The 25,202-nt window shown below is 73.1% G+C and carries 19 protein-coding genes; 8 read left to right on the top strand and 11 right to left on the bottom strand.

From position 1 onward, the window contains the following. Positions 1-289: 289 nt before the first annotated feature. Complete coding sequence (locus ACFV57_RS24245) at positions 290-1,501, bottom strand: S8 family peptidase (RefSeq protein WP_385235962.1); 1,212 nt, start codon at positions 1,499-1,501, stop codon at positions 290-292. A 376-nt stretch (positions 1,502-1,877) separates the two neighbouring features. Between ACFV57_RS24245 and glgP the strand changes: the two genes are divergently transcribed. Continuing rightward, positions 1,878-4,595, top strand: a complete 2,718-nt coding sequence (gene glgP, locus ACFV57_RS24250; protein ID WP_385235964.1) for an alpha-glucan family phosphorylase — start codon at positions 1,878-1,880, stop codon at positions 4,593-4,595. A gap of 63 nt (positions 4,596-4,658) precedes the next feature. On the opposite strand, the gene ACFV57_RS24255 is transcribed toward glgP, so the two are convergent. Both ACFV57_RS24255 and ACFV57_RS24260 read right to left on the bottom strand, forming a co-directional pair. Further along, the gene (locus ACFV57_RS24255; protein WP_385235967.1) at positions 4,659-4,946 is read right to left on the bottom strand and encodes an antibiotic biosynthesis monooxygenase family protein; all 288 of its coding nucleotides are present in this window, start codon (positions 4,944-4,946) and stop codon (positions 4,659-4,661) included. Positions 4,947-5,039: 93 nt separating this feature from the next. After that, positions 5,040-6,023 (bottom strand): GlxA family transcriptional regulator, encoded by a 984-nt coding sequence (locus tag ACFV57_RS24260; protein ID WP_385235970.1) that lies wholly within the window; start codon positions 6,021-6,023, stop codon positions 5,040-5,042. Positions 6,024-6,108: 85 nt separating this feature from the next. Here ACFV57_RS24260 and ACFV57_RS24265 point away from each other — a divergent pair, with 85 nt between their 5' ends. Next, complete coding sequence (locus ACFV57_RS24265; RefSeq protein ID WP_385236224.1) at positions 6,109-7,041, top strand: NADP-dependent oxidoreductase; 933 nt, start codon at positions 6,109-6,111, stop codon at positions 7,039-7,041. 4 nt (positions 7,042-7,045) lie between these two features. Here ACFV57_RS24265 and ACFV57_RS24270 read toward each other — a convergent pair whose 3' ends face one another. Together ACFV57_RS24270 and ACFV57_RS24275 are read right to left on the bottom strand one after the other, a co-directional pair. Further along, entirely contained in the window at positions 7,046-8,686 is a 1,641-nt protein-coding gene (locus tag ACFV57_RS24270; RefSeq protein WP_385235973.1) for a sensor histidine kinase, read from the bottom strand. A gap of 66 nt (positions 8,687-8,752) precedes the next feature. Then, on the bottom strand, positions 8,753-8,914 hold the full coding sequence (locus ACFV57_RS24275) for a hypothetical protein (RefSeq protein WP_385235976.1): 162 nt from the start codon (positions 8,912-8,914) through the stop codon (positions 8,753-8,755). 133 nt (positions 8,915-9,047) lie between these two features. Here ACFV57_RS24275 and ACFV57_RS24280 point away from each other — a divergent pair, with 133 nt between their 5' ends. Next, complete coding sequence (locus ACFV57_RS24280; RefSeq protein ID WP_385235979.1) at positions 9,048-10,283, top strand: helix-turn-helix domain-containing protein; 1,236 nt, start codon at positions 9,048-9,050, stop codon at positions 10,281-10,283. Positions 10,284-10,302: 19 nt separating this feature from the next. Here the strand turns inward: ACFV57_RS24280 and ACFV57_RS24285 are convergent, their stop codons facing one another. The 3 genes from ACFV57_RS24285 to ACFV57_RS24295 all read right to left on the bottom strand — a co-directional run bounded on the left by ACFV57_RS24285 (position 10,303) and on the right by ACFV57_RS24295 (position 15,314). After that, entirely contained in the window at positions 10,303-10,977 is a 675-nt protein-coding gene (locus tag ACFV57_RS24285) for a response regulator (protein ID WP_385235982.1), read from the bottom strand. 158 nt (positions 10,978-11,135) lie between these two features. Further along, positions 11,136-12,779 carry a M4 family metallopeptidase gene (locus ACFV57_RS24290; RefSeq protein WP_385235986.1) on the bottom strand — a complete coding sequence of 548 codons (1,644 nt, stop codon included), beginning with the start codon at positions 12,777-12,779 and terminating at the stop codon, positions 11,136-11,138. A 270-nt stretch (positions 12,780-13,049) separates the two neighbouring features. Beyond that, the gene (locus ACFV57_RS24295) at positions 13,050-15,314 is read right to left on the bottom strand and encodes a M4 family metallopeptidase (RefSeq protein ID WP_385235989.1); all 2,265 of its coding nucleotides are present in this window, start codon (positions 15,312-15,314) and stop codon (positions 13,050-13,052) included. 559 nt (positions 15,315-15,873) lie between these two features. On the opposite strand from ACFV57_RS24295, the gene ACFV57_RS24300 reads away from it, so the two are divergent. From ACFV57_RS24300 to ACFV57_RS24315, 4 genes are all read left to right on the top strand, one after another. Next, positions 15,874-16,380, top strand: coding sequence for a DinB family protein (locus ACFV57_RS24300; protein ID WP_385235992.1), 507 nt, complete (start codon positions 15,874-15,876; stop codon positions 16,378-16,380). 70 nt (positions 16,381-16,450) lie between these two features. Next, positions 16,451-17,341, top strand: coding sequence for an RNA polymerase sigma-70 factor (locus ACFV57_RS24305; RefSeq protein ID WP_385235995.1), 891 nt, complete (start codon positions 16,451-16,453; stop codon positions 17,339-17,341). A 54-nt stretch (positions 17,342-17,395) separates the two neighbouring features. After that, positions 17,396-18,502 carry an NAD(P)/FAD-dependent oxidoreductase gene (locus tag ACFV57_RS24310; protein ID WP_385235998.1) on the top strand — a complete coding sequence of 369 codons (1,107 nt, stop codon included), beginning with the start codon at positions 17,396-17,398 and terminating at the stop codon, positions 18,500-18,502. 134 nt (positions 18,503-18,636) lie between these two features. Further along, on the top strand, positions 18,637-18,957 hold the full coding sequence (locus ACFV57_RS24315; protein ID WP_385236001.1) for a carboxylesterase family protein: 321 nt from the start codon (positions 18,637-18,639) through the stop codon (positions 18,955-18,957). 217 nt (positions 18,958-19,174) lie between these two features. On the opposite strand, the gene ACFV57_RS24320 is transcribed toward ACFV57_RS24315, so the two are convergent. Continuing rightward, positions 19,175-19,768, bottom strand: coding sequence for a TetR/AcrR family transcriptional regulator C-terminal domain-containing protein (locus tag ACFV57_RS24320; protein ID WP_385236227.1), 594 nt, complete (start codon positions 19,766-19,768; stop codon positions 19,175-19,177). Positions 19,769-19,846: 78 nt separating this feature from the next. On the opposite strand from ACFV57_RS24320, the gene ACFV57_RS24325 reads away from it, so the two are divergent. Further along, positions 19,847-21,094, top strand: a complete 1,248-nt coding sequence (locus tag ACFV57_RS24325) for an FAD-dependent monooxygenase (RefSeq protein ID WP_385236004.1) — start codon at positions 19,847-19,849, stop codon at positions 21,092-21,094. 208 nt (positions 21,095-21,302) lie between these two features. Here the strand turns inward: ACFV57_RS24325 and ACFV57_RS24330 are convergent, their stop codons facing one another. Both ACFV57_RS24330 and ACFV57_RS24335 read right to left on the bottom strand, forming a co-directional pair. Further along, positions 21,303-23,252: an ABC transporter ATP-binding protein gene (locus ACFV57_RS24330; RefSeq protein WP_385236007.1), complete on the bottom strand. Its 1,950-nt coding sequence runs from the start codon at positions 23,250-23,252 to the stop codon at positions 21,303-21,305. Next, positions 23,249-25,162: an ABC transporter ATP-binding protein gene (locus ACFV57_RS24335; protein WP_385236010.1), complete on the bottom strand. Its 1,914-nt coding sequence runs from the start codon at positions 25,160-25,162 to the stop codon at positions 23,249-23,251. Before ACFV57_RS24335 ends, ACFV57_RS24330 begins: the two co-directional genes overlap by 4 nt. Between the last annotated feature and the right edge of the window lie 40 nt (positions 25,163-25,202).

Below are 25,202 nucleotides of genomic sequence, written 5' to 3' on the forward strand. Positions count from 1 at the left end.
TGACGGATGGACGGGCTGCGGGCATGGGCTCTCCTGTCCGCTTTCACTCGGTTGGCGGATGGGGGCGGTGCGGGAAGCCGTACGGCGCGGGGCGGCGCAAGAGCGGTACCGCACAAGCCTTCCCGCGCCGCGCGGGTGGACAATCCGGCCGTCCGCGCACTACCGGTACGTAACCGCGGAACGGAATATGACCGGGGCCACGGTCGCGCCCGGGTGACGGCGCAGACGCCCCGGGCGCCCGGCCGGGCCCCACCTGTCGCGGGGCGAAGCCGGTGCCGCCCTGACCCCGCTAGCGGGACCTGACCTGCAACAACGCGTTCGGCGAGCCGGGACCCGCCGCCTTGATCCGGTGCTGGGCCGCCGCGGCGGCCAGCGCGTTCCGTACCTCCTTCGGTCCGGCCCGCCGGTGGGACGACAGATAGAGCGCAGCCGCGCCGGCTGCGTGCGGAGCGGCCATGGACGTGCCGGAGAGGGTCCGCTTCGCAGTGTCCCCCGAGTTCCACGCCGATGTGATGCCCACACCCGGTGCGAACAGGTCGAGTTTCGCCCCGTAGTTGGAGAACGCGGCCCGGCGGTCGCGGGCGTCGCTCGCCCCGACCGTGACCGCCTCGCGCACCCGGCCCGGCGAGGACGCCGCCGCCGGCCGCCCGTGGTTGCCGGCCGCGACGGTGAAGGTGACACCGGCCGCGATCGCGTTGCGCACCGCCTGGTCGAGCTGCGCGCTGGGCGCGCTGCCCAGGCTGAGGTTGGCCACCGCCGGGCGCCGCGCGTGCCGGGCCACCCAGTCGATACCGGCGATGACCTGCGCGGTGGAGCCCGTGCCCGCACTGTTCAGGACGCGTACGCCGACGACGCGGGCCCGCTTGGCGACGCCGTACCGGGCGCCGACGGCGGTGGCGGCCACGTGCGTGCCGTGACCGTTGGCGTCGTCGGCGTCCGCGTCGCCGCCCACGAAGTCCCAGCCGCTGGTGGCGCGCCCGCCGAAGTCCCGGTGCGTGGTGCGGACGCCGGTGTCGAGCACGTACACCGTGACGCCTTCGCCGCCCGGCTGCGGCGCGGTGTAGGACCGGTCCAGCGGCAGGCTCCGCCGGTCCAGGCGGTCCAGGCCCCAGGACGGCGGATTGCGCTGCGTGCGGTCCAGCGAGACCGTACGGTCGCGGGCGACGGACGCCACCGCGGGGTCCGCGGCCAGCCGCTTGGCCTGCGCCGCGGTCGCGCGGACGGCGAAGCCGTTGACGGCCGTGCGGTACGTGTGGCTGATCCGCGCCCCGTACCGCGCCGCCAGCGCCCGGCCCGCCGCGGACGACGCGCGGACCCCTCCGGGCCCCGGCGCGAGGGTGACGAGGTAGCTGCCGCTCGCCGTGTCCGCGACCGCGCCCGGCGCTCTCCCCGCGGGCGGGGCGGCCTGCGCGGGCAGGGCTGCTGCGGTGAGCACGGCCGCCGTGGCGGTCGCGACGGCGGCCGCTGCCGGTCCCCGGCGGCGTGTCCGTATGGGTGTCATGCGTCCCGTCCCCTCCTCAACTCGGACAGGTGCCGCCGGAGTTGCGTACGGGAAGCCGGGTACCGCACCCGTGCCGGCGGCGCCACCCGGCAGCCTTCCGCCCGGCGCGGGCCCGTACAAGAGTGCAGGAGGGGGTGGAACCGGCCATACCGGCCGCAAGGGGTGGGTGGGGAGCGGGGGAGGGGCGCGCCGCACCCCGGCCGCCCGGTGCGCCGGGCCCTCTCGCGGATGGCCTGAACGTGCCCTTCGGGCGGGCGGCTCGGCCGAACGGGTGACGGGCCAAGGGGCGTACCGGTCACGGCAGTTGGCGGCCGTATTCGACCGGATTCCGGGGTACCGGGCGAATCGGGCGGCGGTGCGCCGCTACCGTCGTAGCGTGAAGGCCATTCGTCGGTTCACCGTGCGCCCCGTCCTCCCGGAACCCCTGCGACCGCTCAGCGACCTGGCTCGTAATCTGCGCTGGTCCTGGCACCCCGAGACCCGCGAACTGTTCCACGCCATAGCCCCCGCCGGCCGGCGCCGGGCGGGGCTGGACCCCGTACGGCTGCTGGGCACCGTCTCCGCCGAGCGGCTGGCGGAACTGGCCGGGGACCGCAGGTTCCTGCGCCGGCTCGGCGCGGCCGCCGACGACCTCCAGGACTATCTGAGCGGGCAGCGCTGGTACCAGAGCGCCCAGGAGAGCGGCCGGGACGGCCGGCTGCCCGAGGCCGTCGCCTACTTCTCGCCCGAGTTCGGCATCACCGCCGCGCTGCCCCAGTACTCGGGCGGCCTCGGCATCCTCGCCGGGGACCACCTCAAGGCGGCCAGCGATCTCGGCGTACCGCTGATCGGCGTCGGCCTGCTCTACCGGCACGGCTACTTCCGCCAGTCGCTCTCCCGCGAGGGCTGGCAGCAGGAGCACTACCCGGTGCTGGACCCCAACGAGCTGCCGCTGGATCTGCTGCGGGAGGCCGACGGGACGCCCGCGCAGGTCGCCCTCGCGCTGCCCGGCGGGCGGCAGCTGCGTTCGCTCGTCTGGGTGGCCAGGGTCGGGCGCGTACCCCTGCTCCTCCTGGACTCCGACGTGGAGGAGAACGGGCCGGGCGAGCGGGACGTGACCGACCGGCTCTACGGCGGGGGCAGCGAGCACCGCCTGTTGCAGGAGATGCTGCTGGGGATCGGCGGGGTACGGGCCGTACGGATGTACTGCCGGCTGACCGGCCACGCCGCGCCCGAGGTGTTCCACACGAACGAGGGACACGCGGGCTTCCTGGGGCTGGAGCGCATCCGGGAGCTGGCGGAGGCCGGCCGGGAGGGCGGCCCCGGCGAGGCTGGCGGCCCGGTCGGGCTGGATTTCGACGGCGCGCTGGAGACCGTGCGCGCCGGTACGGTCTTCACCACCCACACGCCCGTCCCCGCGGGCATCGACCGCTTCGACCGCGAGCTGGTCGCCCGGCATTTCGGGGACGCCGCGGAGCTGCCCGGCATCGACGTCGAGCGGATTCTCGCCCTCGGCCTGGAGACCTACCCCGGCGGCGAGCCCAACTGCTTCAACATGGCCGTGATGGGACTGCGGCTGGCCCAGCGCGCCAACGGCGTCTCCACCCTGCACGGCCGCGTCAGCCGGGAGATGTTCGCCGGGCTGTGGCCGGGCTTCGACCCGGAGGACGTGCCGATCACGTCGGTGACCAACGGGGTCCACGCGCCCACCTGGGTGGCGCCCGAGGTCTTCCGGCTGGGCGCGCGGCAGATCGGGGCCGGCCGCACCGAGGACGCGCTGTCCGTCGGCGACTCGCGGCGCTGGTCGGCGGTGGCCGACATCCCGGACGCGGACGTGTGGGACCTGCGGCGGGTGCTGCGCGAGCAGCTCGTCGAGGAGGTACGGCGGCGGCTGCACGTCTCCTGGCGGCAGCGCGGCGCCGGGGCCGCGGAGCTGGGCTGGATCGACGGCGTACTGGACCCGGAAGCGCTCACCATCGGTTTCGCCCGCCGGGTGCCCTCCTACAAGCGGCTCACCCTGATGCTGCGCGACCGCGACCGCCTGATGGACCTGCTGCTGCACCAGGAGCGGCCCATCCAGATCGTGGTGGCGGGCAAGGCCCACCCGGCCGACGACGGCGGCAAGCGCCTCGTACAGGAACTGGTGCGGTTCGCCGACGACCCGCGCGTACGGCAGCGGCTGGTCTTCCTGCCCGACTACGGCATGGCCATGGCGCAGAAGCTCTACCCCGGCTGCGACGTCTGGCTCAACAACCCGCTGCGCCCGCTGGAGGCGTGCGGCACCTCCGGCATGAAGGCGGCGCTCAACGGCTGTCTGAACCTGTCCGTGCTGGACGGCTGGTGGGACGAGTGGTACGAGCCGGACTTCGGCTGGTCCATCCCGACCGCCGACGGTCACGCCACCGACGAGAACCGGCGTGACGAGCTGGAGGCCAACGCGCTGTACGAGGTACTGGAACAGCGGGTCGCGCCGCGTTTCTACGACCGCGACGCGAACGGCGTCCCCCGGCGCTGGGTCGAGATGGTCCGGCAGACGCTGGTCAACCTGGGGCCCAAGGTGCTGGCGGGGCGGATGGTGCGCGAGTACGTGGAGCGGCTGTACGCGCCCGCCGCCCGCTCCCAGCGCGCGCTGACCCCGCAGGCCGCCACCGAACTGGCGGTCTGGAAGGCGCGGGTGCGGGCCGCGTGGCCGCGCGTCGCGGTGGACCACGTGGAGACCGGGGCCCTGGCGGTGGACCGCGCGGAGCCCGTCGGCGTGCCGGGCACCTCGCCCAACGGCAGCGCCGAACTGGGCGCCACGCTGGCCCTGCGGGTCCGCGTCACGCTCGGCGACCTCGCCCCGGACGATGTGGAGGTGCAGGTCGTCTCGGGCCGGGTGGACGAGTCGGACCGGATCACCGACGCGACGGCGGTGCCGCTCAAGCCGACCGGCGGCCCGGACCTGGAGGGCCGCTGGCTCTACGAGGGCCCGCTCGCCCTGGACCGCACCGGCTCCTTCGGCTACACGGTCCGCGTCCTGCCGGCGCACCGGCTGCTGGCGTCCGCGGCCGAGATGGGGCTGCTGGCGGTGCCGTCGGAGGCGACGGGCGAGGAGGCCGGGGTGCTGATGCGGTGACGGCGGCCGCCTCCCGCGGCGGCCGGGGCCCGCACCACGGTGTGCGGGCCCCGGCCGGGCGGTTCACCGGGACACGAGGAAGTGCACCTGGCGGGGCCTGACCTCCAGGTCGCTCAGCCCCTCGGGCGTCGCGCCCATTTCGCGGGCGACCTCGGACGCCGCGCGAAAGGTCTCCTCGGACTCGAAGGCGCCGGTGGTGACGACGGCTTCGCCGTCCGGGGTGACCCACACCCCGACGGACAGGAAGCCCGGCTGCGACCGCGCCGCTTCGGCGACCTGGTGGCACTGGCCGACGAACTCCTCGACGTGCTCGGGGGCCGGGTAGTGGAAGGCGACGAAACCGAATGACATGACGGTGTCCCCTCTCGGGCGTACGTTTCCGTACGAGCCGAAGCTAGACCCGCTGTACGACTCCGTACAGCCGCGGAACGCGACGGGCGGGAATCAGCCGGTAGGAACCACCGGCGGCCCCTCCGCCGCCCCGCGGGGTGCCCGGAACGTGCGCCGGTACGTCTGCGGCGAGACGCCGATGGCGGCGTGCAGATGCTGGCGCAGGGACGCGCCGCCGGCGAAGCCGACCTGCCCCGCGATCAGGTCCACCGGCAGGTCGCTGGTCTCCAGCAGCTGGCGGGCGCGCAGCAGGCGCTGCTGGATGAGCCACCGGCCGGGGCTCAGGCCGGTCTCGTCGCGGAAGCGGCGGTTGAAGGTGCGCAGGCTCATCCCGGCGTGCCGGGCCAGCCGGGCCAGCGTCAGCGGCTCGTCCAGGTGCTCCAGGGCCCACTGCTGGGTGGCCGCCGTGCCCGTCGCGGTGGGCGCGGGTACCGGCTGTTCGACGTACTGGGCCTGGCCGCCGTCGCGGAAGGGCGGCATGACGCACTTGCGGGCCGCGTGGTTGGCGACCGCGCTGCCGTGGTCCGCGCGCACGATGTGCAGGCAGACGTCGATGCCGGACGCGGCGCCGGACGAGGTCAGGATGTCGCCGTCGTCGACGAAGAGCACGTCGGGGGTGAGCCGGACCCGCGGGTACCGGCGGCGGAAGAGGTCGCCGAGCTGCCAGTGGGTGGTGGCCGGGCGGCCGTCGAGCAGCCCGGCGGCGGCCAGTACGAAGGCGCCGGTGCAGATGGACACGATGCGCGTGCCGGGCCGGATCGCCGCCAGCGCGGCCCGTACCGCGTCGGGCAGCTCGTCGGGGAGGTGGCCCGGGGCGATGGACGGGATCACCACCGTGCCCGCCGTGCGCAGCACCTCGGGGCCGTGCTCCACGACGATCGAGAAGTCGGCGCCGCAGCGCACCGGGCGCCCGTCGGCCGAGCAGGTCAGCACCTCGTAACGGCCCTCGGCCGCGCCGAACACCCGCCCCGCGATGCCCAGCTCGAAGGGGTAGACGCCGTCCAGGGCCAGGACCACCACCCGATGTTCACGCTGCATGGCACGATCCTATCGAATGATGGCCATCGTGCCATTGTTGCGGTCTCCGGGGCCGGTGATGCTGGACGGCATGAGCGAACACACCATGCGTGCCATCAGCCAGGACGTCACGGGCGGCCCCGAGGTCCTCAAGGAGACCGAACTCCCGCGGCCCGAGCCGGGCGTCGGCCAGATACAGATCGCGGTCCGCGCCGCCGGGGTCAACCCCACCGACTGGAAGCACCGCGCGGACGGCCTCTTCATCAGGACCCTGCCCCGCGTCCTGGGCTGGGACGTCTCCGGCGTCGTCACGGCGGTCGGCATCGGCGTCACCCTGTTCCGGCCGGGCGACGAGGTCTTCGGCATGGTCCCGTACCCGTACGGCGTCGGTACCCACGCCGAGTACGTCACCGGGCCCGCGCGGGCCTTCGTGCACAAGCCCGCCGCCCTCGACCACGTCCGGGCGGGCGCCCTGCCGCTCGCCGCGCTCACCGCGTACCAGGCCCTGGTGGACACCGCGGACGTACGGCCCGGACAGCGCGTACTGATCCACGCGGCGGCGGGCGGCGTCGGCCACCTCGCCGTGCAGATCGCCAAGGCCAAGGGCGCGCACGTGATCGGTACGGCCAGCTCCGGCAAGCACGACTTCCTGCGCTCCCTCGGCGCCGACGAGGTGATCGACTACCGGGAGACCGACTTCGCCGAGGCCGCCGGCCCGGTCGACGTCGTGCTGGACACCATCGGCGGCGACACCCTCACCCGCTCCCTGGACGTGGTGCGCGAGGGCGGCACCGTCGTCTCGATCCTCGCCCGCTCCGTCCCGGAGGACACCGCGAAGGCCGCGGAACGCGGGGTCCGCCTCGCGCTGCTGATCGTCGAGGCCGACCACGCGGGGATGCGCGAGATCGCCGCCCTCGCCGAGGCCGGCGCGCTGCGCCCGCACATCGCCGCGACCTTCCCGCTGGAGGAGGCCGCGCGGGCGCACGAGATGGGCGAGAGCGGCCGTACGCAGGGGAAGATCGTCCTTGAGGTGAAGTGACGCCCTAGGTGTGCCGTCCGGACGACGGCCGGTCCCGGCGGTGGACGACGTCCTTCGACGCCAGCCGGCCGTCCGCGAAGCACAGCTGGTACGCCACATCCTCCGCGTACGCGCGGATGTAGTAGTACCGGCACGTGTGACCGGGCGGCGGCTCGGGCGTGCCGTCCGGTGGTACGTCCATGGAGAAGAACGGCAGCCGTGACTCCACCGCCTCCTGGCCCTCACCGGTCCGTATCCGGTCGTACGTCCCGCGGTCCAGGACCGACCAGGACGGGCTGATCAGCGCGAAGACACCCATGAGCAGCAGCAGCCCGGTGAACAGCGCCGCCGGCACGGCCACCGTCTGCACCAGCCGCCGCCGCACCTGGTGCCGGGCGGACGCCAGCTCCCGCCGTGACAGGCTCCACTGCGCGCCGTCGCCGGGGCCGCGCACCGGCGCCCCGCCGGCCGTCGGCAGCCGCGCCGCCACCTCGAAGCCGCCTTCGGGCGTCGGCCCGGCGCGCAGCCCGCCGCCCGCCAGACGTACCCGTTCGTCCAGTCCCACCAGGCCGTTGCCGCCCGAGACCAGGACGGGCACGGACGCCGTGCCGGGCCGGGGCCCGTCCGGCGGGGGCGGGGCGTTGGCCACCGTGACCTCCAGCCACCGGTCGCCGCCGACGAGCCGCACCTCGACCGGCGCGCCCGGCGCGTGCTTCGTGGCGTTGGTCAGTCCCTCCTGCACCACGCGGTACACCGCACGGCCGCCCATGACCGGCATGGCCTGCGCCCCCGCCGCCGCGCCCCCGTCGCGCCGCAGCGAGACGTCCAGACCGGAGGACCGGGCGCGCTCGACGAGGGCCTCCACGCTGTCGTCGGCGGGCAGCCGGGTCGGGGTCTCGGCGTCGTCGGCGCGCAGCACCCCGATGACGTCCCGCAGATGCTCGGCGGCGGTCCCGGCCGCCGCCCGCAGCTCGCCGACCGCCGCCCGCTGGTCCGGCGCCAGCCGCGGATCGACCTCCAGCGCCCCGGCCCGCAGGGTGAGCAGCGCCAGCTCGTGGCCGAGCGAGTCGTGCATGTCCCCGGCGATCCGGGCCCGTTCGCGCAGCCGCGTGCGGTCGGCGACCGCCTGCTGCTCGTGCTCCATCCGCTCGGCGAGCTGCCAGCCCGTACGGACCAGCGTCGCGTACTGGCGGCGGTAGCGGCCCAGCAGCCACGGCAGGACGACGTTGAACAGCAGTGTGAGCACCGCGGTGAACCACGGCCACATGTTGCGCGTGACGACGATGCTCAGCAGCAGGCCGACGGCCGCGACCCCGGCGAAGAACCACAGGGCGGGGCGGGCCCGTTCGACCCGTACGCCGGCCAGGTAGGCCAGCGCGGCCAGCGCGGCGGTGTACTCGAACGTGAACAGGTCCCGGGTCGTCGCGAGACCCAGCGCCACGGGCACGGCGAGCGCCACGAGCGGCCACCTGCGGCGCACCGCCACCGCCGCGCCCAGCAGCGGGATGCCGAGCACCGCCGTCCACATCCGCGTCCGCGGCACCCCGTCGAACGCCGCTGTGAGCGGTACGGACAGCGCCACCCAGAGACAGACGTCCAGCAGCCCGGCGGCCCACCGGGGACGTTCGGCGGCGGGCGGCGCGGGCCGCGGGAGACGAGTGAGCATGACGTCAGCTTCGCCGATCGGGGACCCGGCGCGCCCCTGACGAAAGTAAGGGCCTGCCGTGTCCTTTCACCTCCCGCTGACCCAGTACGCGCCGCCGACCGCCCCGGCCAGGCTGCTCAGGACGGCGAGCAGCCGGTAGGGCATGTGCTGGATCACTACGTGCACGCCGCCGACACGCAGTTCCAGAAAGGGGGTTGGCGGCTTCTTCTGCTGCTGGTGTGGTGTCATGACGGCCTTCGTTCGGTGCGGGGTCTTGGATACAGTCCAAGCTCAGCAGCGGCGCGCGATGTTGCGCCAGCGCGCGCGGGCACTTTGCGTGAGACGGACGCAAGGTGCGGGGCCGGCAACTTCAGGGGTGGCGATGAGCCCAGAGCTCGGATCAGGGCGTACGGGGCGGGGGCCGGACCGGCTCGCCCTGCTGGACAACGTGCCGGAAGGGCCGCGGAAGGTGCTGGTTGCGCGGCTGCGCACCTTGCGTGAGGCATCCGGCCTGACGCTGGAGCAGCTGCGGCAAGGGTTCGCGGAGCAGGGAGTCGTGCTCAGCGTGTCGCGGCTGTCGAAGTTCCTCAACGGGCACGAGATTCCCAGCCGCGCGCAGATCGCGGCCTTCCACCAGGTGTGCGACGCGGAACCGGAGACCGCTCGCGCCCAGGAGGCGGTCCGGACGACCCAGAAGATGCTGTACGCCGTCGTGGACGCCGAGCGGGAGAGGAAGCCGCTGCGGGCGCGCGAATTCGATGTGGAGGAGGCCCGGGAACAGCAGGAACTACTGCGCGTGGAGGCCGCGGCCGAGCTCGGCACCCTGCGCGAGGAGCTGGAACACGAGCGCGACCTGCGCCGCAAGGCGGAGGAGGCGCTCCAGCGCCTGGCCGAGCAGGCCGGCGACCACGCTCGGGAGATCGGCGAGCTCACCCGGGAACGCGACGCGGCCCGGGGCCGGGTGGCCGAGCTGGAGGACGCGATCGCGCAGGGCGAGGCGGTGGTGCGGCTGCGGCGGTCCGAGGTGCGGCACCTGGACGAGATGGTTGCCGAGACGGCCCGGGAGATCGCGCGGTACGAAGGGACGGCGGCGCCCACGGCCCCCTCGACGGCTCCCCGCTCCGTCACGGACCTGTTCGCCCTCGTGGAAAAACTCCGTGACGAGGACCGTGACGCGACCGCGGACAACGCGGTGGCCACCTTCTGCGACGAGTCGCCCGAGGGCATTCCCGCTCTCTGGGAGGAGTTCCGCGAGCACGGCCGGAAACTCGACGCCGAGCGGCTCCTCGCCGCCGCGGCCCGGATCTGCGGCGGGGTCCAGCTCTACCACCTGTGCCGGACCGGGACGTTCCGGCGTACCGCGTTCATCCTCGACACCGAGGTCGTCACCGGCGACCACCTGATCGACTCCATCGGCGGCGAAGCCCCCGTCGGTGAACTCGCGCGGTTCGGCAAGGCGTGCCACGAACGTGACGACCAGGAGGCCCTGGGCTTTCTCGCCGCCGCGTGCCAGAACCGCCCCGAGGCAGCCGTACGGGACTACTACCGTGAACGCGACCTGCGGATGAACGCGTTGTCGCCCGGGCGCCCGCGGCCCCGGTGGCAGTTCTGGCGCTGACGGTTTCCGGCCGCCCGCCTCACGCGTCCCGGACCAGTCCCGCCTCGTACGCGAGGATCGCCGCCTGTACCCGGTTCTTCAGGCCCAGCCGGGCCAGGATCGCGCTGACGTACGCCTTGACGGTGCCCTCGACGACGAACAGCCGCGCGGCGATCTCCGCGTTCGACAGCCCGGCGCCCACCAGGGCGAGCACCTCCCGCTCCCGCCCGGACAGCTGCTCGGCGCGGGACCGCGCCGCGGCCGCCTTGCCCAGCGCACCGCCGCCGAACTGGCTGATGACGCGCCGGGCCACGGACGGCGAGAGGTACGCGCCGCCCTCGGCGGCGGCCCGCACGCCGGTGATCAGCTCGCGCGGGTCGCCGGTCTTCAGCAGGAAGCCGCTGGCGCCGGAGCCCAGGGCACCGGCCACGTACTCGTCCTCGGAGAAGGTCGTCAGCATCACCACGGCGGTCCCGGGCAGCGTCCGGCGCAGTTCGGCCGCGGCGCCCAGGCCGTCCAGCCGCGGCATCCGGATGTCCAGCAGGCACACGTCGGGCCGGTGCCGCTGCGCCAGCTCCACCGCCTCCCGCCCGTCGGCCGCCTCCGCGACCACCTCGACACCGGGCGACGCCGTCAGGATGGCGCGCACCCCGGCCCGGATCATCGCCTCGTCGTCCGCCAGCAGCACCCGGACGGTGACCCCCGTATCGCTCATACCGTCACCCTAGTTCCCGGTCCGGCGACGGCGGCCGCCGGACACATGGATGGGCGGTGTCCGAAGGGAGGTTGGGAGCCTCCGGACACCGCCCGGTCGTGGGGTCACGCTGCCCCGGAAGGTTCAGCCGGCCGGGTGCGGCCGGCCGGCCCCGTCGGTCACTTGACGGCGACGCCCGTCCACGCCGCCTCGACGCCCTTGACCTCGGCGCCGTCCGCGCCGAACAGGTCGGTGGCCGCCTTGACGGTCGCCTCGCGGGCGCCCTTGTAGTCGGTGTTCGAGGTCATGTACGTGGTCAGGGCCTTGAACCAGATCTTCTCGGCCTTGTCCCGGCCGATGCCCTCGACCTTCTTGCCGTCCGCGGTCGGGCTGTCGTACTTGACGCCGCCGATCTCCTTGGCGCCGCTGCCCTCGGACAGCAGGTAGAAGAAGTGGTTGGCGATGCCGGAGGAGTAGTGCACGTCGACGTTGCCGGCGTCCTCGCTCCAGCTGTCCAGGGACTGGCCGTCCTTGGAGGGCTTGTCCATGTAGCGCAGCGGCTTGCCGTCACCGGCGATGTCGATCTTCTCGCCGATCAGGTAGTCGCCGGCGTCCTCCTTGTTCTTGGCGAAGAACTCGACGGCGGTGCCGAAGATGTCGGAGGTGGCCTCGTTCAGCCCGCCGGACTCGCCGCTGTAGGTGAGGTTGGCGGTGGCCGAGGTGACGCCGTGGCTCATCTCGTGCGCCGCGACGTCGATCGAGGTCAGGGGCTTCTTGTTGCCCTCGCCGTCGCCGTACGTCATGCAGAAGCAGCTGTCGTCCCAGAACGCGTTCGAGTAGTTCTGGCCGTAGTGGACGCGGGAGGTCGCGCCCTTGCCGTCACCCTTGATGCCCGAACGGCCGTGCACGTTCTTGTAGTAGTCCCAGGTCAGCTGGGCACCGTAGGCGGCGTCGACGGCGGCGGTCTCCGGGTCGTCGGCCTTGCCGTTGCCCCACTTGTCGTCCTTGTTGGTGAAGAGCTTGCCCTCACCGCTCTCGCTGCCGCTCAGGTTGAACGTCGAGTGGCCGCCGCGCGCGTCGTCGGTCAGCTCGTAGCCGCTGCCGCCCTTCTTCGAGCCGATCTCGACCGAGCCGCTGTAGGCGCTGGTGCCGGCGCCGTTCTCGATGCCCTGGTACTGGAAGATCTTCTTGCCGGTGTTGGCGTCGGTGATGACGTGCAGCTGGTTGGGCGTGCCGTCCTTCTGGAAGCCGCCGACGACGGTGTCGTACGCGAGGACCGGCTTGCCGGAGGCGGCCCAGACGACCTTCTTGGGCGTCACGGCGGCGGCCTGCTTGGCGCCGAAGGTCTTCGCGGTGCCCTGGGCGGCCTGCGCCGCGGCCTTCGGGGCGACCTTCGGGGTCGTCGAGGCGACGGCTATCTTCGCGCCGCTGGCCTTGGTGGTGCTCTTGACCGCACCGCCCTTGGCCCGGTGCACGATCAGGTCGCCGCCGAGGACGGGCAGTCCGGCGAAGGTGCGGTCGTAGCGGGTGTGGGTGGTGCCGTCGGCGTCCTTGACGACGTCCTTGACGACGAGCTTCTCCTGGGCACCCAGGCCCAGTTCCTTCGCGGCCTGCGCCTTGGTGGCGCTCGCGTCGCGCAGCAGCTCGGCGCGGTGCGAGGCGGTCATCTGGATCGGCGAGGCCGCCGCGGCCTTGGGGGTGGTGTCGGGGCCTGTGGGGGAGGCGCCCGCGGTTCCGGCCGTGACGGCCGCGGCTATCAGTGCGCCGGCCGCTGCCAGCGAGAGGCCGGTGGTACGCGCCTTACGGGAAATGTGGGGGGACACGCGTGTGCTCCTTCGACTTTGCCAAGGGTGGGGGTGCAAAGCGATGCGGGTGTTGCTTGCGGGGGAGACTGCCATTCGAACGCGTGCATGTCAGGGGGTGGTCCAAAAGTTGGCGTGAAATCGTCCGTAGAGCGAACATCACTGTTCGTATAGCGGAGTTGCACGCAAAGAAACGGGCGCCGCCCCTGGTGGGGAGCGACGCCCGATCGACTGGCTGCCAAACTTTGCGGCAGGTCACGGCGGTTGGACCGCGCGCGGCCCGCCGTCACCTCAGAAGGTCAGCTTCCAGCTGTTGATGTAGCCGGTGTCCTGCTGGTACACGTCCTGGACCCGCAGGTTCCAGGTGCCCTGCGCCACCTCGGAGGAGGCGTTGACGGTGTACGAGGCCTTCACGTTCTCCGCCGAGTCGGCCGCGTTGGAGTTCTTCAGCCGGTAGGCGGTGCCGTCCGGGGCCACCAGGTCGATCACCAGGTCACCGCGGTAGGTGTGGACGATGTCCACGTCCACCTTCAGTGCGCTCGGCGCGTTGCCCGCCCGGGTCACCTTGACCGGCGAGGAGACCGCGGCGCCCGCGTCCGGGATCTGCACGTCGTCGGTGTTCTCGAAGACGTCACCGCCACTGGCCGGGTTGACGGTCCAGGTGAAGCTGGTGGTGCCGGTCTTGTTGGCGGAGTCGGTGACGGTGACCGTCACGTTGCCGGTGCCCGCGGTGGTCGGGGTGCCCGAGATCAGCCCGGAGTCCTGGTTGATGCTCAGCCCGGCCGGCAGCCCGGTGGCCGCGTACTTCAGCGCGCCCGCGTTGCCGCTGGTGGCCTTGATCTGCAGGCTGGCGGGCTGGCCGACGGTGCTGGTCTGGTTGCCCGGGTTGGTGACGCTGACCCCGGAGTCCGGGACGCGCTGGCCGACGTTGACCGCCGCCCAGGTGTTGGCGACCGTGTTGTACGTGGAACTGCCCTGGCCGAACAGTTCGGCGGCGGCGGACAGCGTCGCGGTGCGGGCCGCGGCGTAGTTGGTGTTCGCGTTCATGTACTTGGTCAGCGCCGAGAACCAGACCTTCTCGGCGTTGGACCGGCCGATACCGGGCACCGGCAGGTTGTCGGAGGTCGGGCTGTCGTAGTGGACGCCGTTGATGTCCTTGGGCCCGCTGCCCTCGGCCAGCAGGTAGAAGAAGTGGTTGGCGACGCCGGAGGAGTAGTGGACGTCGATGCCGCCGATGCCGGAGTACCAGTAGTCCTTGGAACGGCCGTCCTTGCTGGGCTTGTCCATGTAGCGCAGCGGCGTGCCGTTGCTGTTGATGTCGACCTTCTCGCCGATGAGGTAGTCACCGACGTCCTTGGGGTTGTTGGCGTTGAACTCGACGGCCGCGGCGAAGATGTCCGAGGTGCCCTCGTTCAGGCCGCCGGGCTCGCCGCTGTAGGTGAGGTTGGCGGTGGCCGAGGTGACGCCGTGGGTCATCTCGTGGGCCGCGACGTCGATGGAGGTCAGCGGCTTGACGTTGCCGCTGCCGTCGCCGTACGTCATGCAGAAGCAGCTGTCCTGCCAGAACGCGTTGACGTAGTTGTTGCCGTAGTGCACCCGGCTGTACGCGCCGACACCGTCACCCCTGATGCCGCTGCGGCCGTGCACGTTCTTATAGTAGTCCCAGGTCAGCGCCGCGCCGTAGTGCGCGTCCACGCCGGCGGTCTGGGCGTTCTGCGGGGTGCCGTCGCCCCACACGTCGTCCGGGTCGGAGAACAGCGTCCCGGTGCCGGAGGTGCCGCGGTTGAGGTTGTAGGTCTTGTGGCTGCCGCGGGTGGTGTCGGTCAGCGTGTACGAGGGCGCGGTGCCCAGGGTGACCTGGCCGCTGTACATGCTGTTGCCGGTGCCCTCGTGGACGCCCTGGTACTCGGCCAGCTTCGCGCCCGTGGTGGCGTTGGTGACGACGTGCAGCTCGTTGGGGGTGGTGCCGTCCTCCTGGACGCCGCCGACGACCGTCTCGTACGCCAGGGTCGGCTTGCCGTCGGCGACCCAGACCACCTTCCGCGGTTCCTGGGCGGCGGACTTCTTCGCACCCTGCGCCTGCGACGCCTTGACCGCCTTGGCCTCGGCCGTGGCCGGCGCGACCTTCGCGGTGGTGGTCGGCACGTCGAGCCGCGAGCGGACGTCCTTGGTGACACCGCCGACCTTTCCGTCGGCCCGGTGGACGACCAGACCGCCGCCGAGCACCGGCAGTCCCGCGTACGTGCGCTCGTAGCGGGTGTGCGTACGGCCGTTGACGTCCTTGACGACGTCCTTGACGACGAGCTTCTCCTTGGGGCCGAGCTTGAGCTGCCGGGCCGTCTCGGCGGTGGTGGCCCTGGCCTCCCGCAGCAGTTCCGCACGCTGGGCCGGGGTCAGCTTGGCGGGCAGGGCGCCCGGGTCGGGCTGCGCGTGGACCTGGCCGGGCCGGGGGGCGGCGGCCGTACCGGCGCCTGCCTGCACGGTCACGGTCAGCATCGCGGCCATGGCGACCACGGCGCCGGTCGCGACGGCGCGCCTATGGGGGGTGCGTCTCACACTGACTCCTTCTGCGGTGGCCGCGACCGGAGGGGTGGGCGGCCGAGGGGGACCGGGCGGCGGAGTGACCGTCCGGGCAGAGCGAGGCAGAACACGTGGAACGTGTGGGGGGAGGCACCAGGTGCGGGTGGTCCGGGCCTTCGAGCGTGGAGCGTCGAGCTGCGAGCGGGCCGTGGGCGCGGAGTGGTGCGTCGTGGGGCTCCGCGTACGGATGCGGGGAAGAGTGCCACCTGAGAGCCGCGATTGTCAGTGGCCGGTCAAGAGTTGGCCGGAAAACGTCCGTAGAGCGGGGGGTCGGGTCCGTATACAGGACGTGCCCGGACGTCCATCCCCACTCCCGGCGCGCCCCGCGGGCACCTCCTCACACCAGGCGCGCGCCGCCGCATACGCCGACCTCCACCCGCCCGCCCGGCTCAGGCGTCCCGGGTATATACACGTTCAGCACACCGCTCGTCTGCCGGCCCGGCGGCGAACCGCCGTCTTCGGCCACCCGCCGCGCGGAAAGAAGATGCGGCGGCGCGGTGCGCCCGGCAGGATCGGCGCGGTCGAAAGGAAGCAGATGGCCACCGAACGCCCCCGCCCGCCGCTCCGGGACGGCGAGCGCGAGACACTCCGCGCGTACCTCGACTTCCACCGCGCGACGCTCGCCATGAAGTGCGACGACCTGACCGACGAGGAACTGCGCAGCCGGTCGATGCCACCGTCCACGCTGAGCCTGCTCGGCCTCGTACGCCACCTGGCGGAGGTGGAGCGCACCTGGTTCCGGCGGGTGATCAACAAGGAGGACATCCCCCTGGTGTGGTCGCCGGACGGCGACTACCAGGCGGCGTACGACCCCGGCACGGCCACTCGCGCGCAGGCGTTCACCGCCTGGCGGACGGAGGTCGGCCACGCCCGCCGCATCGAAGGCGCCGCCCCGTCGCTGGACGTGACCGGCCACCAGCCGCGCTGGGGCGCCGACGTGTCCCTGCGCGTCGTGATGCTCCACGTCATCCTCGAATACGCCCGCCACAACGGCCACGCCGACTTCCTCCGCGAGGGCATCGACGGGGTGGTGGGGCCCTGAGGCGACGGCGACCGGGGGCGGGGCACCGGCCCGGCGCCGGGCCCGCCGGGCCGCCTGTCATGCTGCGGACATGACCAGGGAAGCCACCGCGGAGTTCGAGGCGCACCGGCCCCGGCTCTTCTCGCTCGCCTACCGGATGCTCGGTTCGGCGAGCACGGCCGAGGACCTCGTCCAGGACACGTACCTGCGCTGGAGCGCGGCCGACCGGTCCACGGTCCGGACCCCGGCGGCCTGGCTGACCAAGGTCATGACGAACCTCTGCATCAACCAGCTCACCTCCGCCCGCGCCCGCCGGGAGCTGTACATGGGGCCCTGGCTCCCCGAGCCGGTCCGCACGGACACCGCCGCCGGCCGGCTCGGCCCGCTGGAGACCGCCGAGCAGCGCGAGTCCGTGTCGTTCGCGCTGCTCACCCTGATGGAGCGGCTCACCGCGGCCGAGCGCGCGGTCTTCGTGCTGCGCGAGGCGTTCGGCCACAGCCACCGGGACATCGCCCGGATCATCGGCGTCGGGGAAGCGCACTCGCGGCAGTTGCACCGCCGGGCCCGCGAGCGGCTGGACCACCCGCGGCGGCACTTCGACGTCGACGACGCACAGCGCAGGAAGATCGTCGAGCGCTTCTTCGCCGCCACCCTCGAAGGGGACGTGGCCGGTCTCGAACGGCTGCTCGCCGACGACGTGGTGGCCTGGGCCGACGGCGGCGGCCGGGCGACCGCGGCACGCCGGCCGGTCGCCGGACGCGCGAAGGTGCTCCGCTACCTGCTCGGCCTGGGCTCCCGCCCGGAGGCGGCGTCGGTGGGCTTCGAGCCGGCCGAGGTCAACGGCGTACCGGCGGCCCTCGTTCTCGTGGACCGGACGCTGCTGGCCGTCGTCGTACCGGAGATCCACGAAGGGCGCGTCGTCGCCCTGCGTACGGTCATCAACCCGGACAAACTCGCCTTCGCCGCCGGCCAGCTCACGTGACCCGCCTCACGCCGTGAGCTGTCACGGACCCGCCCGCCCGCCGGTTCAGGAGGCATGACACATCACCTCGTGGTTCTCGGAGCCGGATACGCCGGACTGGTCGCGGCGAAGGGCGCGGCCCGCAGACTGCGGCGCCACGGCGGCGTGCGCATCACGCTGGTCAACGCTTCGAGCCGGTTCGTCGAGCGGGTACGGCTGCACCAGCTCGCCGCCGGCCGGCCGCTCAGGGACCTGCCCCTGCACACCCTCCTCGCCGGTACGGGCATCGAGCTGGTCGTCGCCCGCGCGACCGCCATCGACGCCGCCGCGCGTACGGTCCGGCTGGACACCGCCCCGTACGCCCTCACCTACGACACCCTCGTCTACGCCCTGGGCAGCACCGCCGACACCACCACCGTCCCGGGAGCCGCCGAGCACACCTCGGCGGTGGCCACCCACCAGGACGCGGCCCGCCTCCGCGCCCGCACCGCGGACACCTGGGGGCCGCTGGCCGTGGCCGGAGCCGGTCTGACCGGCATCGAGACGGCCGCCGAGCTGGCCGAAGCGCACCCGGGACGTACGGTGCACCTGGTCACCCAGGGCCAACTGGGGCCCGGGCTCTCGGAGCGCGGCCGGCGCTACCTCCGCACCGCCCTGGGCCGGCGCGGCGTCGACCTGCGCGAGCACACCCGCGTACGCGAAGTCGCCGCGCACGGACTGGTCCTCGCCGACGGCGGTGAGCTGCCGGCCGACACGGTCGTCTGGACGGCCGGGTTCCGCGTCCCCGGCCTGGCGCGTGCGGCGGGGTTCGCCGTCGACGACCGCGGTCTGGTCGCGGTCGACCCGACCCTGCGCTCGCTGTCCCACCCGGAGGTCTTCGCGGCGGGCGACGCGGTCGCGGCGTACGGGCCCGGCGGCGTCGCGTCGCGCATGTCCTGCCAGACGGGGCTGCCGATGGGCGCGTACGTCGCGCGCAGCGTCGCCGCCTCCCTCACCGGCCGCACCCCCGATCCGCTGCGCCTGCGCTACGTCTGGCAGAACATCAGCCTCGGCCGGCACGACGGCCTCACCCAGTTCACCCGTCCCGACGACAGCCCGGTCGGCGCGGTGCTCACCGGCCGGGCCTCGGCCCGTTTCAAGGAGGCCGTCACGAGGGGCACGGTGCTGGCCCTGCGTCGCTGAGCCTCGCCCGCCGGCCCGCGGCGCCCGCCCGTAATCGGCTGGCGCCGTGCCGTGGCGCGGCGGGACGATGCCGGTGTCCGGGCCGCCGCGAACCTCTGCGCTCGCGCTGCGTCCGCCCGGAGGGGGAGAGGGGGATGGCCGCTGTCGTGTCCGATACGTCCGGGGCCCGGCCCGAGGTCCGCGCGGCGGCCGGGGTGCTGCGCGGGAGCGGGGAGGAGGGGGTGGCGGTCTTCCGCGGCATCCCGTCCGCCGAACCGCCCGTCGGCCCGGCGCGGTTCGCGGCGCCGCGCCCGGTGCGCAGGTGGGACGGGGCGCGGGCAGCGCTGTCGTACGGCCCGCCGCCACCCCAGGGCGACCACTTCGGCATGGCGGAACTGTCCCGTGAGGCGGCGACCACGAAGGGCCGGAATGGGAGGAACTCGATTATGTCGCCGGGGCGGCATTCGCAGCCGTGACGGGTAAGCCCTACGAGGATTTTCATGATGCCCTTGATGCCCTTGATGTTCTCGATGCCCGACCGGAGTCTCGACACCTGGACCGTGCGAAAGAAGGCAGGGCGTGATGCCCTCCTTGTGTGGTGGTGGGGATCCTTCAAAGAGCTGTCCGGGGCGGCCGGCCGGTGACCGCCACCCTCGGCGGGCGCTTACCTGACACCTCCCGGCGCGCGAGCGGTCAGGCCGGCGACGGAGTATCGGAGGCGCGGCCGGAAGCGGCGCTGCGCTGGTCGAGGCCGCCGAGGATGAGCGCGAGGCCCGCCTCGAACGCCTCCTCGTGATCGAGGCCGGGGACATCGTCCGGCAGATCCTCGGCGTTTGGCGCGTCCGCATCCGCCTGCTCCTCCAGCACGCAGCCGACGGTGAAGCGGCTGACGGCCAGCATCGCCATCTGCGCATCCCGCTCGGGCACGCCGGAGGCCACCAGGAAGGCGATCTTGCGGCGGATCCGGTCGAGGTCACCGATCGGCGTGCTCCCGGCGTGCAGCCGGGCACCGTCACGGCGCATCAGCAGCGTGTGGCGGAAACTGCGCGAGTTCTCCAGGAACCAGTCGCGCCAGTCGTCCTCGGGGGAGGGCAGCGGCGCGTCGGCGTGCGGGGCCATGGCCACCTCCGCCATGGCGGCAAGGAGGTCCTTCTTGGTCTTGAAGTGGTAGTAGAGCGACGGCTGCTCGACACCGAGGCGCTTGGCCAGCCGCCGGGTGCTCACTGTTTCCAGGCCCACCTCGTCCAGCAGATTCAGCGCCTCTGCGACGACGGTCGCACGGTTCATCTTGGTCACGTTGACAATCTATCGCTGATAGAAGACTGTAAAGGAATCAATCACCGATAGATTTTGGGGTGGTCGGACGTGGCAACCAAGATCGCGAAGCGTTCGCTGCGGATTCTCGTCGCCGGCGGTGGCGTCGCCGGGCAGGCGCTGGCCTTCTGGCTCACCCGCGGCGGTCACCAGGTGACGGTCGCCGAGCGCTTCCCGGCGCTGCGCGCCTCGGGCGCGCAGGTCGACCTGCGCGGACAGGGCATCGAGGCGGTCGAGCGCATGGGCCTGCTGGAGACCGTGCGCAGCCGGCTGGTGGACGAGGCGGGCGTCGCCTTCGTCGACTCCCGCGGCAAGTCGAAGGCGATCATCATGGCGAACACCTCCGGCAAGGGACGTCAGACCCTGACCTCCGAGTACGAGATCATGCGCGGCGACATGGTCCGCATCCTGCACGAGGCGACCACGAACGACACCGAGTACGTCTTCGGCAGGAGCGTCGACGGCTTCGACCAGGACGCAGACCGGGTCACCGCGCACTTCTCGGACGGGACCTCCGGCGAGTACGACCTGCTGATCGGTGCCGACGGGCAGGGCTCGCGCATCCGGCGGGCGCTGCTGCCGGACGGCTTCGACCCGTACTGGCGGGTGGGCATCCACATGGCCTACTGGTTCGTGCCGCGCATTGCCTCCGACACCAACATCCGCGACACCTGCATGGTCCCGGGCGGCCGGCAGATCATGCGGCGCAGCCACAACGCGACCGAGACGCAGGTGTATTTCGTGATGCGCGAGGAGTCGGCGGAAGCGTCCGCGATCCACCGCGCTCCCGTCGAGCAGCAGCAGAAGTTCTGGGCCGGGCGGTTCAGGGACGCCGGATGGCAGACCGACCGGTTCATCGCGGGCATGAAGGACAGTCCGTTCTTCTACTCTCAGGAGATCGCCCAGGTGCGCATCGACAGCTGGTCCGAGGGCCGGGTGGTCCTGGCCGGTGACGCGGCGCACTGCGCGTCCCCTTACAGCGGCATGGGGATCTCCGGCGGACTGGTCGGCGCGTACGTCCTGGCCGGAGAGATCAACCGGCACGCGGGGGACCTGCCGACCGCGCTGGCGAACTACGACCGCGTCCTGCGGCCCTTCGTCGACGGGATCCAGGGCGAGGTCAACCCCCGCATCCTGCGCGTGGGCATGCCCACGAACAAGCACGCCATCAGCGCCTTCCAGAACGCCACCGCGCTGGCCTGCTTCTTCCGCATCCCCGCCCTGGTCGCACGGTTCTCCAAGGAGGACCGCGGCGGCGACTGGCAGCTGCCGGTCTACGCCGGCGCCCTCGCCGTCTGATGCCGCCCTTGTGCTCCGGGGCGCGACGGGCCACGTGAACGCGGGACGGATGGTGGGCCGGTGCGGCTGCCCCTCGTACCCTCGCCGGTAGGCCGTTGGCAGTCCGCTACTGACCGTTACCGCTGCCCATGATCACGTGGAATTGCCCAAACCGTGCTCATGATCACGCGGAAATGCTCGCGACATCGCGGAACCTGCAAGCGGCCGGTCACACCACGCTCTCCCGCCACGCCTGGTGCAGCTCCGCGAAGCGGCCGCGGTCCGCGATCAGTTCGGCGGGGGTGCCGTCCTCGACGATGCGGCCCCCGGACATGACCAGGACCCGGTCGGCCGTCTCGACCGTGGACAGGCGGTGGGCGATGACCACCGCCGTACGGCCGCGCAGCACCGTGTCCATGGCCCGCTGGACCGCGCGCTCGCCGGGGATGTCGAGGGAACTGGTCGCCTCGTCGAGGATCAGTACGGCCGGGTCGGCGAGCAGGGCGCGCGCGAACGCGACGAGCTGGCGCTGGCCGGCGGAAATCCGGCCGCCGCGCTTGCGGACGTCGGTGTCGTACCCGTCGGGCAGCGCCGCGATGAAGTCGTGGGCGCCGATCGCCCGCGCGGCCCGCTCGACGTCCTCGCGGGTGGCGTCGGGGCGGCCGATGGCGATGTTCTCGGCGACCGTGCCGGAGAAGAGGAACGCCTCCTGGGTGACCATGACCACCGAGCGGCGCAGATCTGCCGCGGACAGGTCGCGCAGATCGACACCGTCCACGCGGACGCTGCCGGAACTCGGGTCGTAGAACCGGGCCAGCAGCTTGGCCAGGGTGGACTTGCCCGCGCCCGTCGAGCCGACGACGGCGACCGTACGGCCGGCGGCCAGCGTCAGGTCGAAGCGCGGCAGCACCTCGCCGCCGGTGCGGTAGGCGAAGCGGACACCGTCGAAGGCGACCTCGCGGCCCGGCCGGGCGCCGGGGCGGTCCGGCAGCGGCAGCGGGTCGGCGGGCTCGGGGACGCTCGGACGCTGGGCGAGCAGTCCGGCGATCTTCTCCAGCGACGCGGCGGCGGCCTGGTAGGAGTTGAGGAACATGCCGAGGCGGTCGATCGGGTCGTACAGCCGCCGCAGGTAGAGCACCGCGGCCGCCAGGACGCCCAGCGCCAGGCTGCCGGAGGCGACACGGTACGCGCCCCACAGGACCAGCGCGGCCACCGCGACGTTGGCCACCAGGCGCGAGGAGATGACGTACCGGGCCATTTCCAGTATCGCGTCGCCGTTGGTGCGCTCATGGCGGGCGTTCAGGACGGCGAACGCCGCGTCGTTGGGTCGCTCGCGCCGGAACGCCTGCACCGGGCGGATGCCGTTGATCGTCTCCGCGAACTTCACGATGACGGCGGCCATCGCCGACGACTTCACGCTGTAGACCCGCTGGGAGCGGCGCCGGAAGGAGCGGACGAGCAGGTAGAGCGGCCCGGCGGTGGCGACGGCGGCAGCGCCCAGGCCCCAGTCGAGGTAGAGCAGCGTCGCCGTGATGTACACCGTGGCCAGGACGATGGAAATCAGCTCCTGGAGCCCCTCGTTCAGCAGCTCGCGCAGCGCCTCCACGTCGGTGGTCGCGCGGGAGATCAGCCGGCCCGAGGTGTAGCGCTCGTGGAAGTCCAGGGTCAGCGCCTGGCCGTGCCGGAAGATCCGGCCCCGCAGGTCGAGCAGGACGTCCTGGCTGATCCGCGCGGAGAGCCGGATGAAGACGTACTGGAGCCCGCCGGACGCCGTCGCGCACAGCAGGTAGGCCGCCGCCACGGCGATCAGCGGGCCGTGGCGGCCCGCGCGCAGCGCCGGGACGGCGTGGTCGATGGCGAAGGCCACCAGCAGCGGCCCGGCCTGCACGGCGGCCTGCTGGAACAGGAGGAGGACGGCCGCCGCCCAGGCCGGACGCAGGTGCGGGCGTAGCAACGAGCCCAGGAGGCCGCGGGAGGCGCCCTTGGCGGTGGGCAGGAGGTCCTGTGCGAAGGCGTCGGGGGCGGCGGAGGAGGAGGGTGGGGGAGAGGAGGACGGCGGGGGCGCGCTGCCGTCGCCTCGCGCGCCGTCGTCCCGTGTGCCGTCGCCCCGGGCATCGGCCTGTGTGCCGTCGTCCCGCGCGCCGCCCGCGGCCGTACCGGCACTCGTGCTCGTGGTCATCGCGCGTTCTCCCCTTCGCGCCGGGCGGTGCCGACGTCGGCCGCGGCGCCGGACATCAGCGCCGCGTACTCAACGTTCTCCCGCAGCAGTTGGTGGTGGGTGCCGATGGCCGCGATCCGGCCGCCGGACAGCAGCGCCACCCGGTCGGCGAGCAGGACCGTGGACGGACGGTGCGCGACGACCAGGGCGGTCGTGGTCGCCAGGACCTGGCGCAGCGCCGCCTCGACCAGCGCCTCCGTATGGACGTCCAGCGCCGACAGCGGGTCGTCCAGGACCAGGAAGCGCGGCCGGCCGACCACCGCGCGGGCCAGCGCGAGCCGCTGCCGCTGCCCGCCGGACAGGCTCAGCCCCTGCTCACCGACCTCGGTGTCCCGGCCGTCCGGCAGCGCGTCCACGAACTCCTCGGCCTGGGCGACGCGCAGGGCCCGCACGAGGTCGTCGGTACCGGTGTTCTCCCCGCCCATCAGGACGTTCTCCGCCGCGGTGGCGGAGAACAGGGTCGGCTCCTCGAAGGCCACCGCGACCCGCGCGCGCAGCTCGTCGCGGGTCAGCGCCGTGATGTCCGTGCCGTCGAGGGTGATACGGCCGCCGGTGACGTCGTGGAGCCGGGGGACGAGCGCGGTGAGCGTGGTCTTGCCGCTGCCCGTCGCGCCGACCAGGGCCAGCGTCTCCCCGGGGCGGATGTGCAGATCGATGCCCCGGAGGGTGGGCGGGGCGCCGGCGGGCGCGTCCGGATAGCGGAAAAAGACGTCGTGGAAGGCGAGGCCCGCGCCCCCGGGGCCGTCCCCGTGGCCCTTTGCGAACCCGCCCCCGAAGCCGTCCTCCGCCGGGTGCTCCCCGGCCGCACGGGCGTCGTCCCGGTCCGCCGGCGGCTCGTCCAGGACCTCGAAGAACCGGTCGGTGGCCGCCGCCGCGTCATTGCTCATCGCGAGCAGGAAGCCGATCGACTCCACCGGCCAGATCAGCGCCAGCGCCGTGGACAGGAACGCGACCAGGGTGCCCGCGGACAGCTCCCCGTCGGCCACCTGGACCGTGCCGAGCACCAGCGCCGCCCCGATGGCCAGCTCCGGCAGCGTCATGACGAAGGCCCACAGGGCGGCCAGCAGCCGGGCCTTGCGCAGCTCGGTCGTGCGCAGCCGCGCCGTCAGCGCCCGGAACGCGCGGGCCTGGCTGCGGTGCCGCCCGAAGCCCTTGACGATCCGGATGCCGAGGACCGACTCCTCGACGACCGTGGTCAGATCGCCGACCTGGTCCTGCGCCCGGCGCGCGGCCACCGCGTACTTCGCCTCGAAGACCGAGCACAGCACGATCAGCGGCACGATCGGGGCGAGCAGCACCAGCCCCAGCGACCAGTGCTGGACGAGCAGGATCGCGCAGCCCACCAGGATCGTGGTGGCGTTGACGACCAGGAACGTCAGCGGGAAGGCCAGGAACAGGCGCAGCAGTTGCAGGTCCGTGGTGCCCCGGGAGAGCAGCTGGCCGGAGGCCCAGCGGTCGTGGAAGGCGACCGGCAGCCGCTGCACGTGCCGGTAGAGGCTCTCGCGCATCGCGGCCTCGACGCTCGCCAGCGGCCGCGCCACCAGCCAGCGCCGCAGCCCGAACAGGCCCGCCTCCGCCAGGCCGAGCAGGAGCAGGTAGCCGCCGCCCAGCCACGCCCCGGCCGGGTCGCGGTCCGCGATCGGCCCGTCCACCAGCCACTTGAGGACCAGGGGGATGACCAGCCCGATGCAGGACGCGAGGACCGCCACGAACGCCGCGGTGAACAGCCGCGCCCGCACCGGCCGGACGAACGGCCACAGCCGCAGCAGGGAGCGCACGGCGGATCGCCGGGGCGCCGGCGGCTGTCCGGCGGCCGGGGCGCCGGCAGGTCTGCCGGGCTGCTGACTCGTCACCTTCGCTGTATCGGACATCAGCACCGAGAGTACGGCTCGCCACTGACATCACTCACCG

The sequence above is a fragment of the Streptomyces sp. NPDC059788 genome (genome assembly GCF_042732265.1).
In the GTDB taxonomy this organism is placed as follows: Bacteria; Actinomycetota; Actinomycetes; order Streptomycetales; family Streptomycetaceae; genus Streptomyces.

What these genes read in the sequence shown, in the direction of transcription:
- ACFV57_RS24300 (WP_385235992.1), top strand. Translation starts at nt 15,874, where the DNA reads ATGGCCACCGAACGCCCCCGCCCGCCGCTCCGGGACGGCGAGCGCGAG.
- ACFV57_RS24335 (WP_385236010.1), bottom strand. Translation starts at nt 25,162, where the DNA reads ATGTCCGATACAGCGAAGGTGACGAGTCAGCAGCCCGGCAGACCTGCC.
- ACFV57_RS24305 (WP_385235995.1), top strand. Translation starts at nt 16,451, where the DNA reads ATGACCAGGGAAGCCACCGCGGAGTTCGAGGCGCACCGGCCCCGGCTC.
- ACFV57_RS24275 (WP_385235976.1), bottom strand. Translation starts at nt 8,914, where the DNA reads ATGACACCACACCAGCAGCAGAAGAAGCCGCCAACCCCCTTTCTGGAA.
- ACFV57_RS24245 (WP_385235962.1), bottom strand. Translation starts at nt 1,501, where the DNA reads ATGACACCCATACGGACACGCCGCCGGGGACCGGCAGCGGCCGCCGTC.
- ACFV57_RS24260 (WP_385235970.1), bottom strand. Translation starts at nt 6,023, where the DNA reads ATGCAGCGTGAACATCGGGTGGTGGTCCTGGCCCTGGACGGCGTCTAC.
- ACFV57_RS24255 (WP_385235967.1), bottom strand. Translation starts at nt 4,946, where the DNA reads ATGTCATTCGGTTTCGTCGCCTTCCACTACCCGGCCCCCGAGCACGTC.
- ACFV57_RS24310 (WP_385235998.1), top strand. Translation starts at nt 17,396, where the DNA reads ATGACACATCACCTCGTGGTTCTCGGAGCCGGATACGCCGGACTGGTC.
- ACFV57_RS24330 (WP_385236007.1), bottom strand. Translation starts at nt 23,252, where the DNA reads ATGACCACGAGCACGAGTGCCGGTACGGCCGCGGGCGGCGCGCGGGAC.
- ACFV57_RS24320 (WP_385236227.1), bottom strand. Translation starts at nt 19,768, where the DNA reads ATGAACCGTGCGACCGTCGTCGCAGAGGCGCTGAATCTGCTGGACGAG.
- ACFV57_RS24270 (WP_385235973.1), bottom strand. Translation starts at nt 8,686, where the DNA reads ATGCTCACTCGTCTCCCGCGGCCCGCGCCGCCCGCCGCCGAACGTCCC.
- ACFV57_RS24265 (WP_385236224.1), top strand. Translation starts at nt 6,109, where the DNA reads ATGCGTGCCATCAGCCAGGACGTCACGGGCGGCCCCGAGGTCCTCAAG.
- ACFV57_RS24315 (WP_385236001.1), top strand. Translation starts at nt 18,637, where the DNA reads ATGGCCGCTGTCGTGTCCGATACGTCCGGGGCCCGGCCCGAGGTCCGC.
- ACFV57_RS24285 (WP_385235982.1), bottom strand. Translation starts at nt 10,977, where the DNA reads ATGAGCGATACGGGGGTCACCGTCCGGGTGCTGCTGGCGGACGACGAG.
- ACFV57_RS24280 (WP_385235979.1), top strand. Translation starts at nt 9,048, where the DNA reads ATGAGCCCAGAGCTCGGATCAGGGCGTACGGGGCGGGGGCCGGACCGG.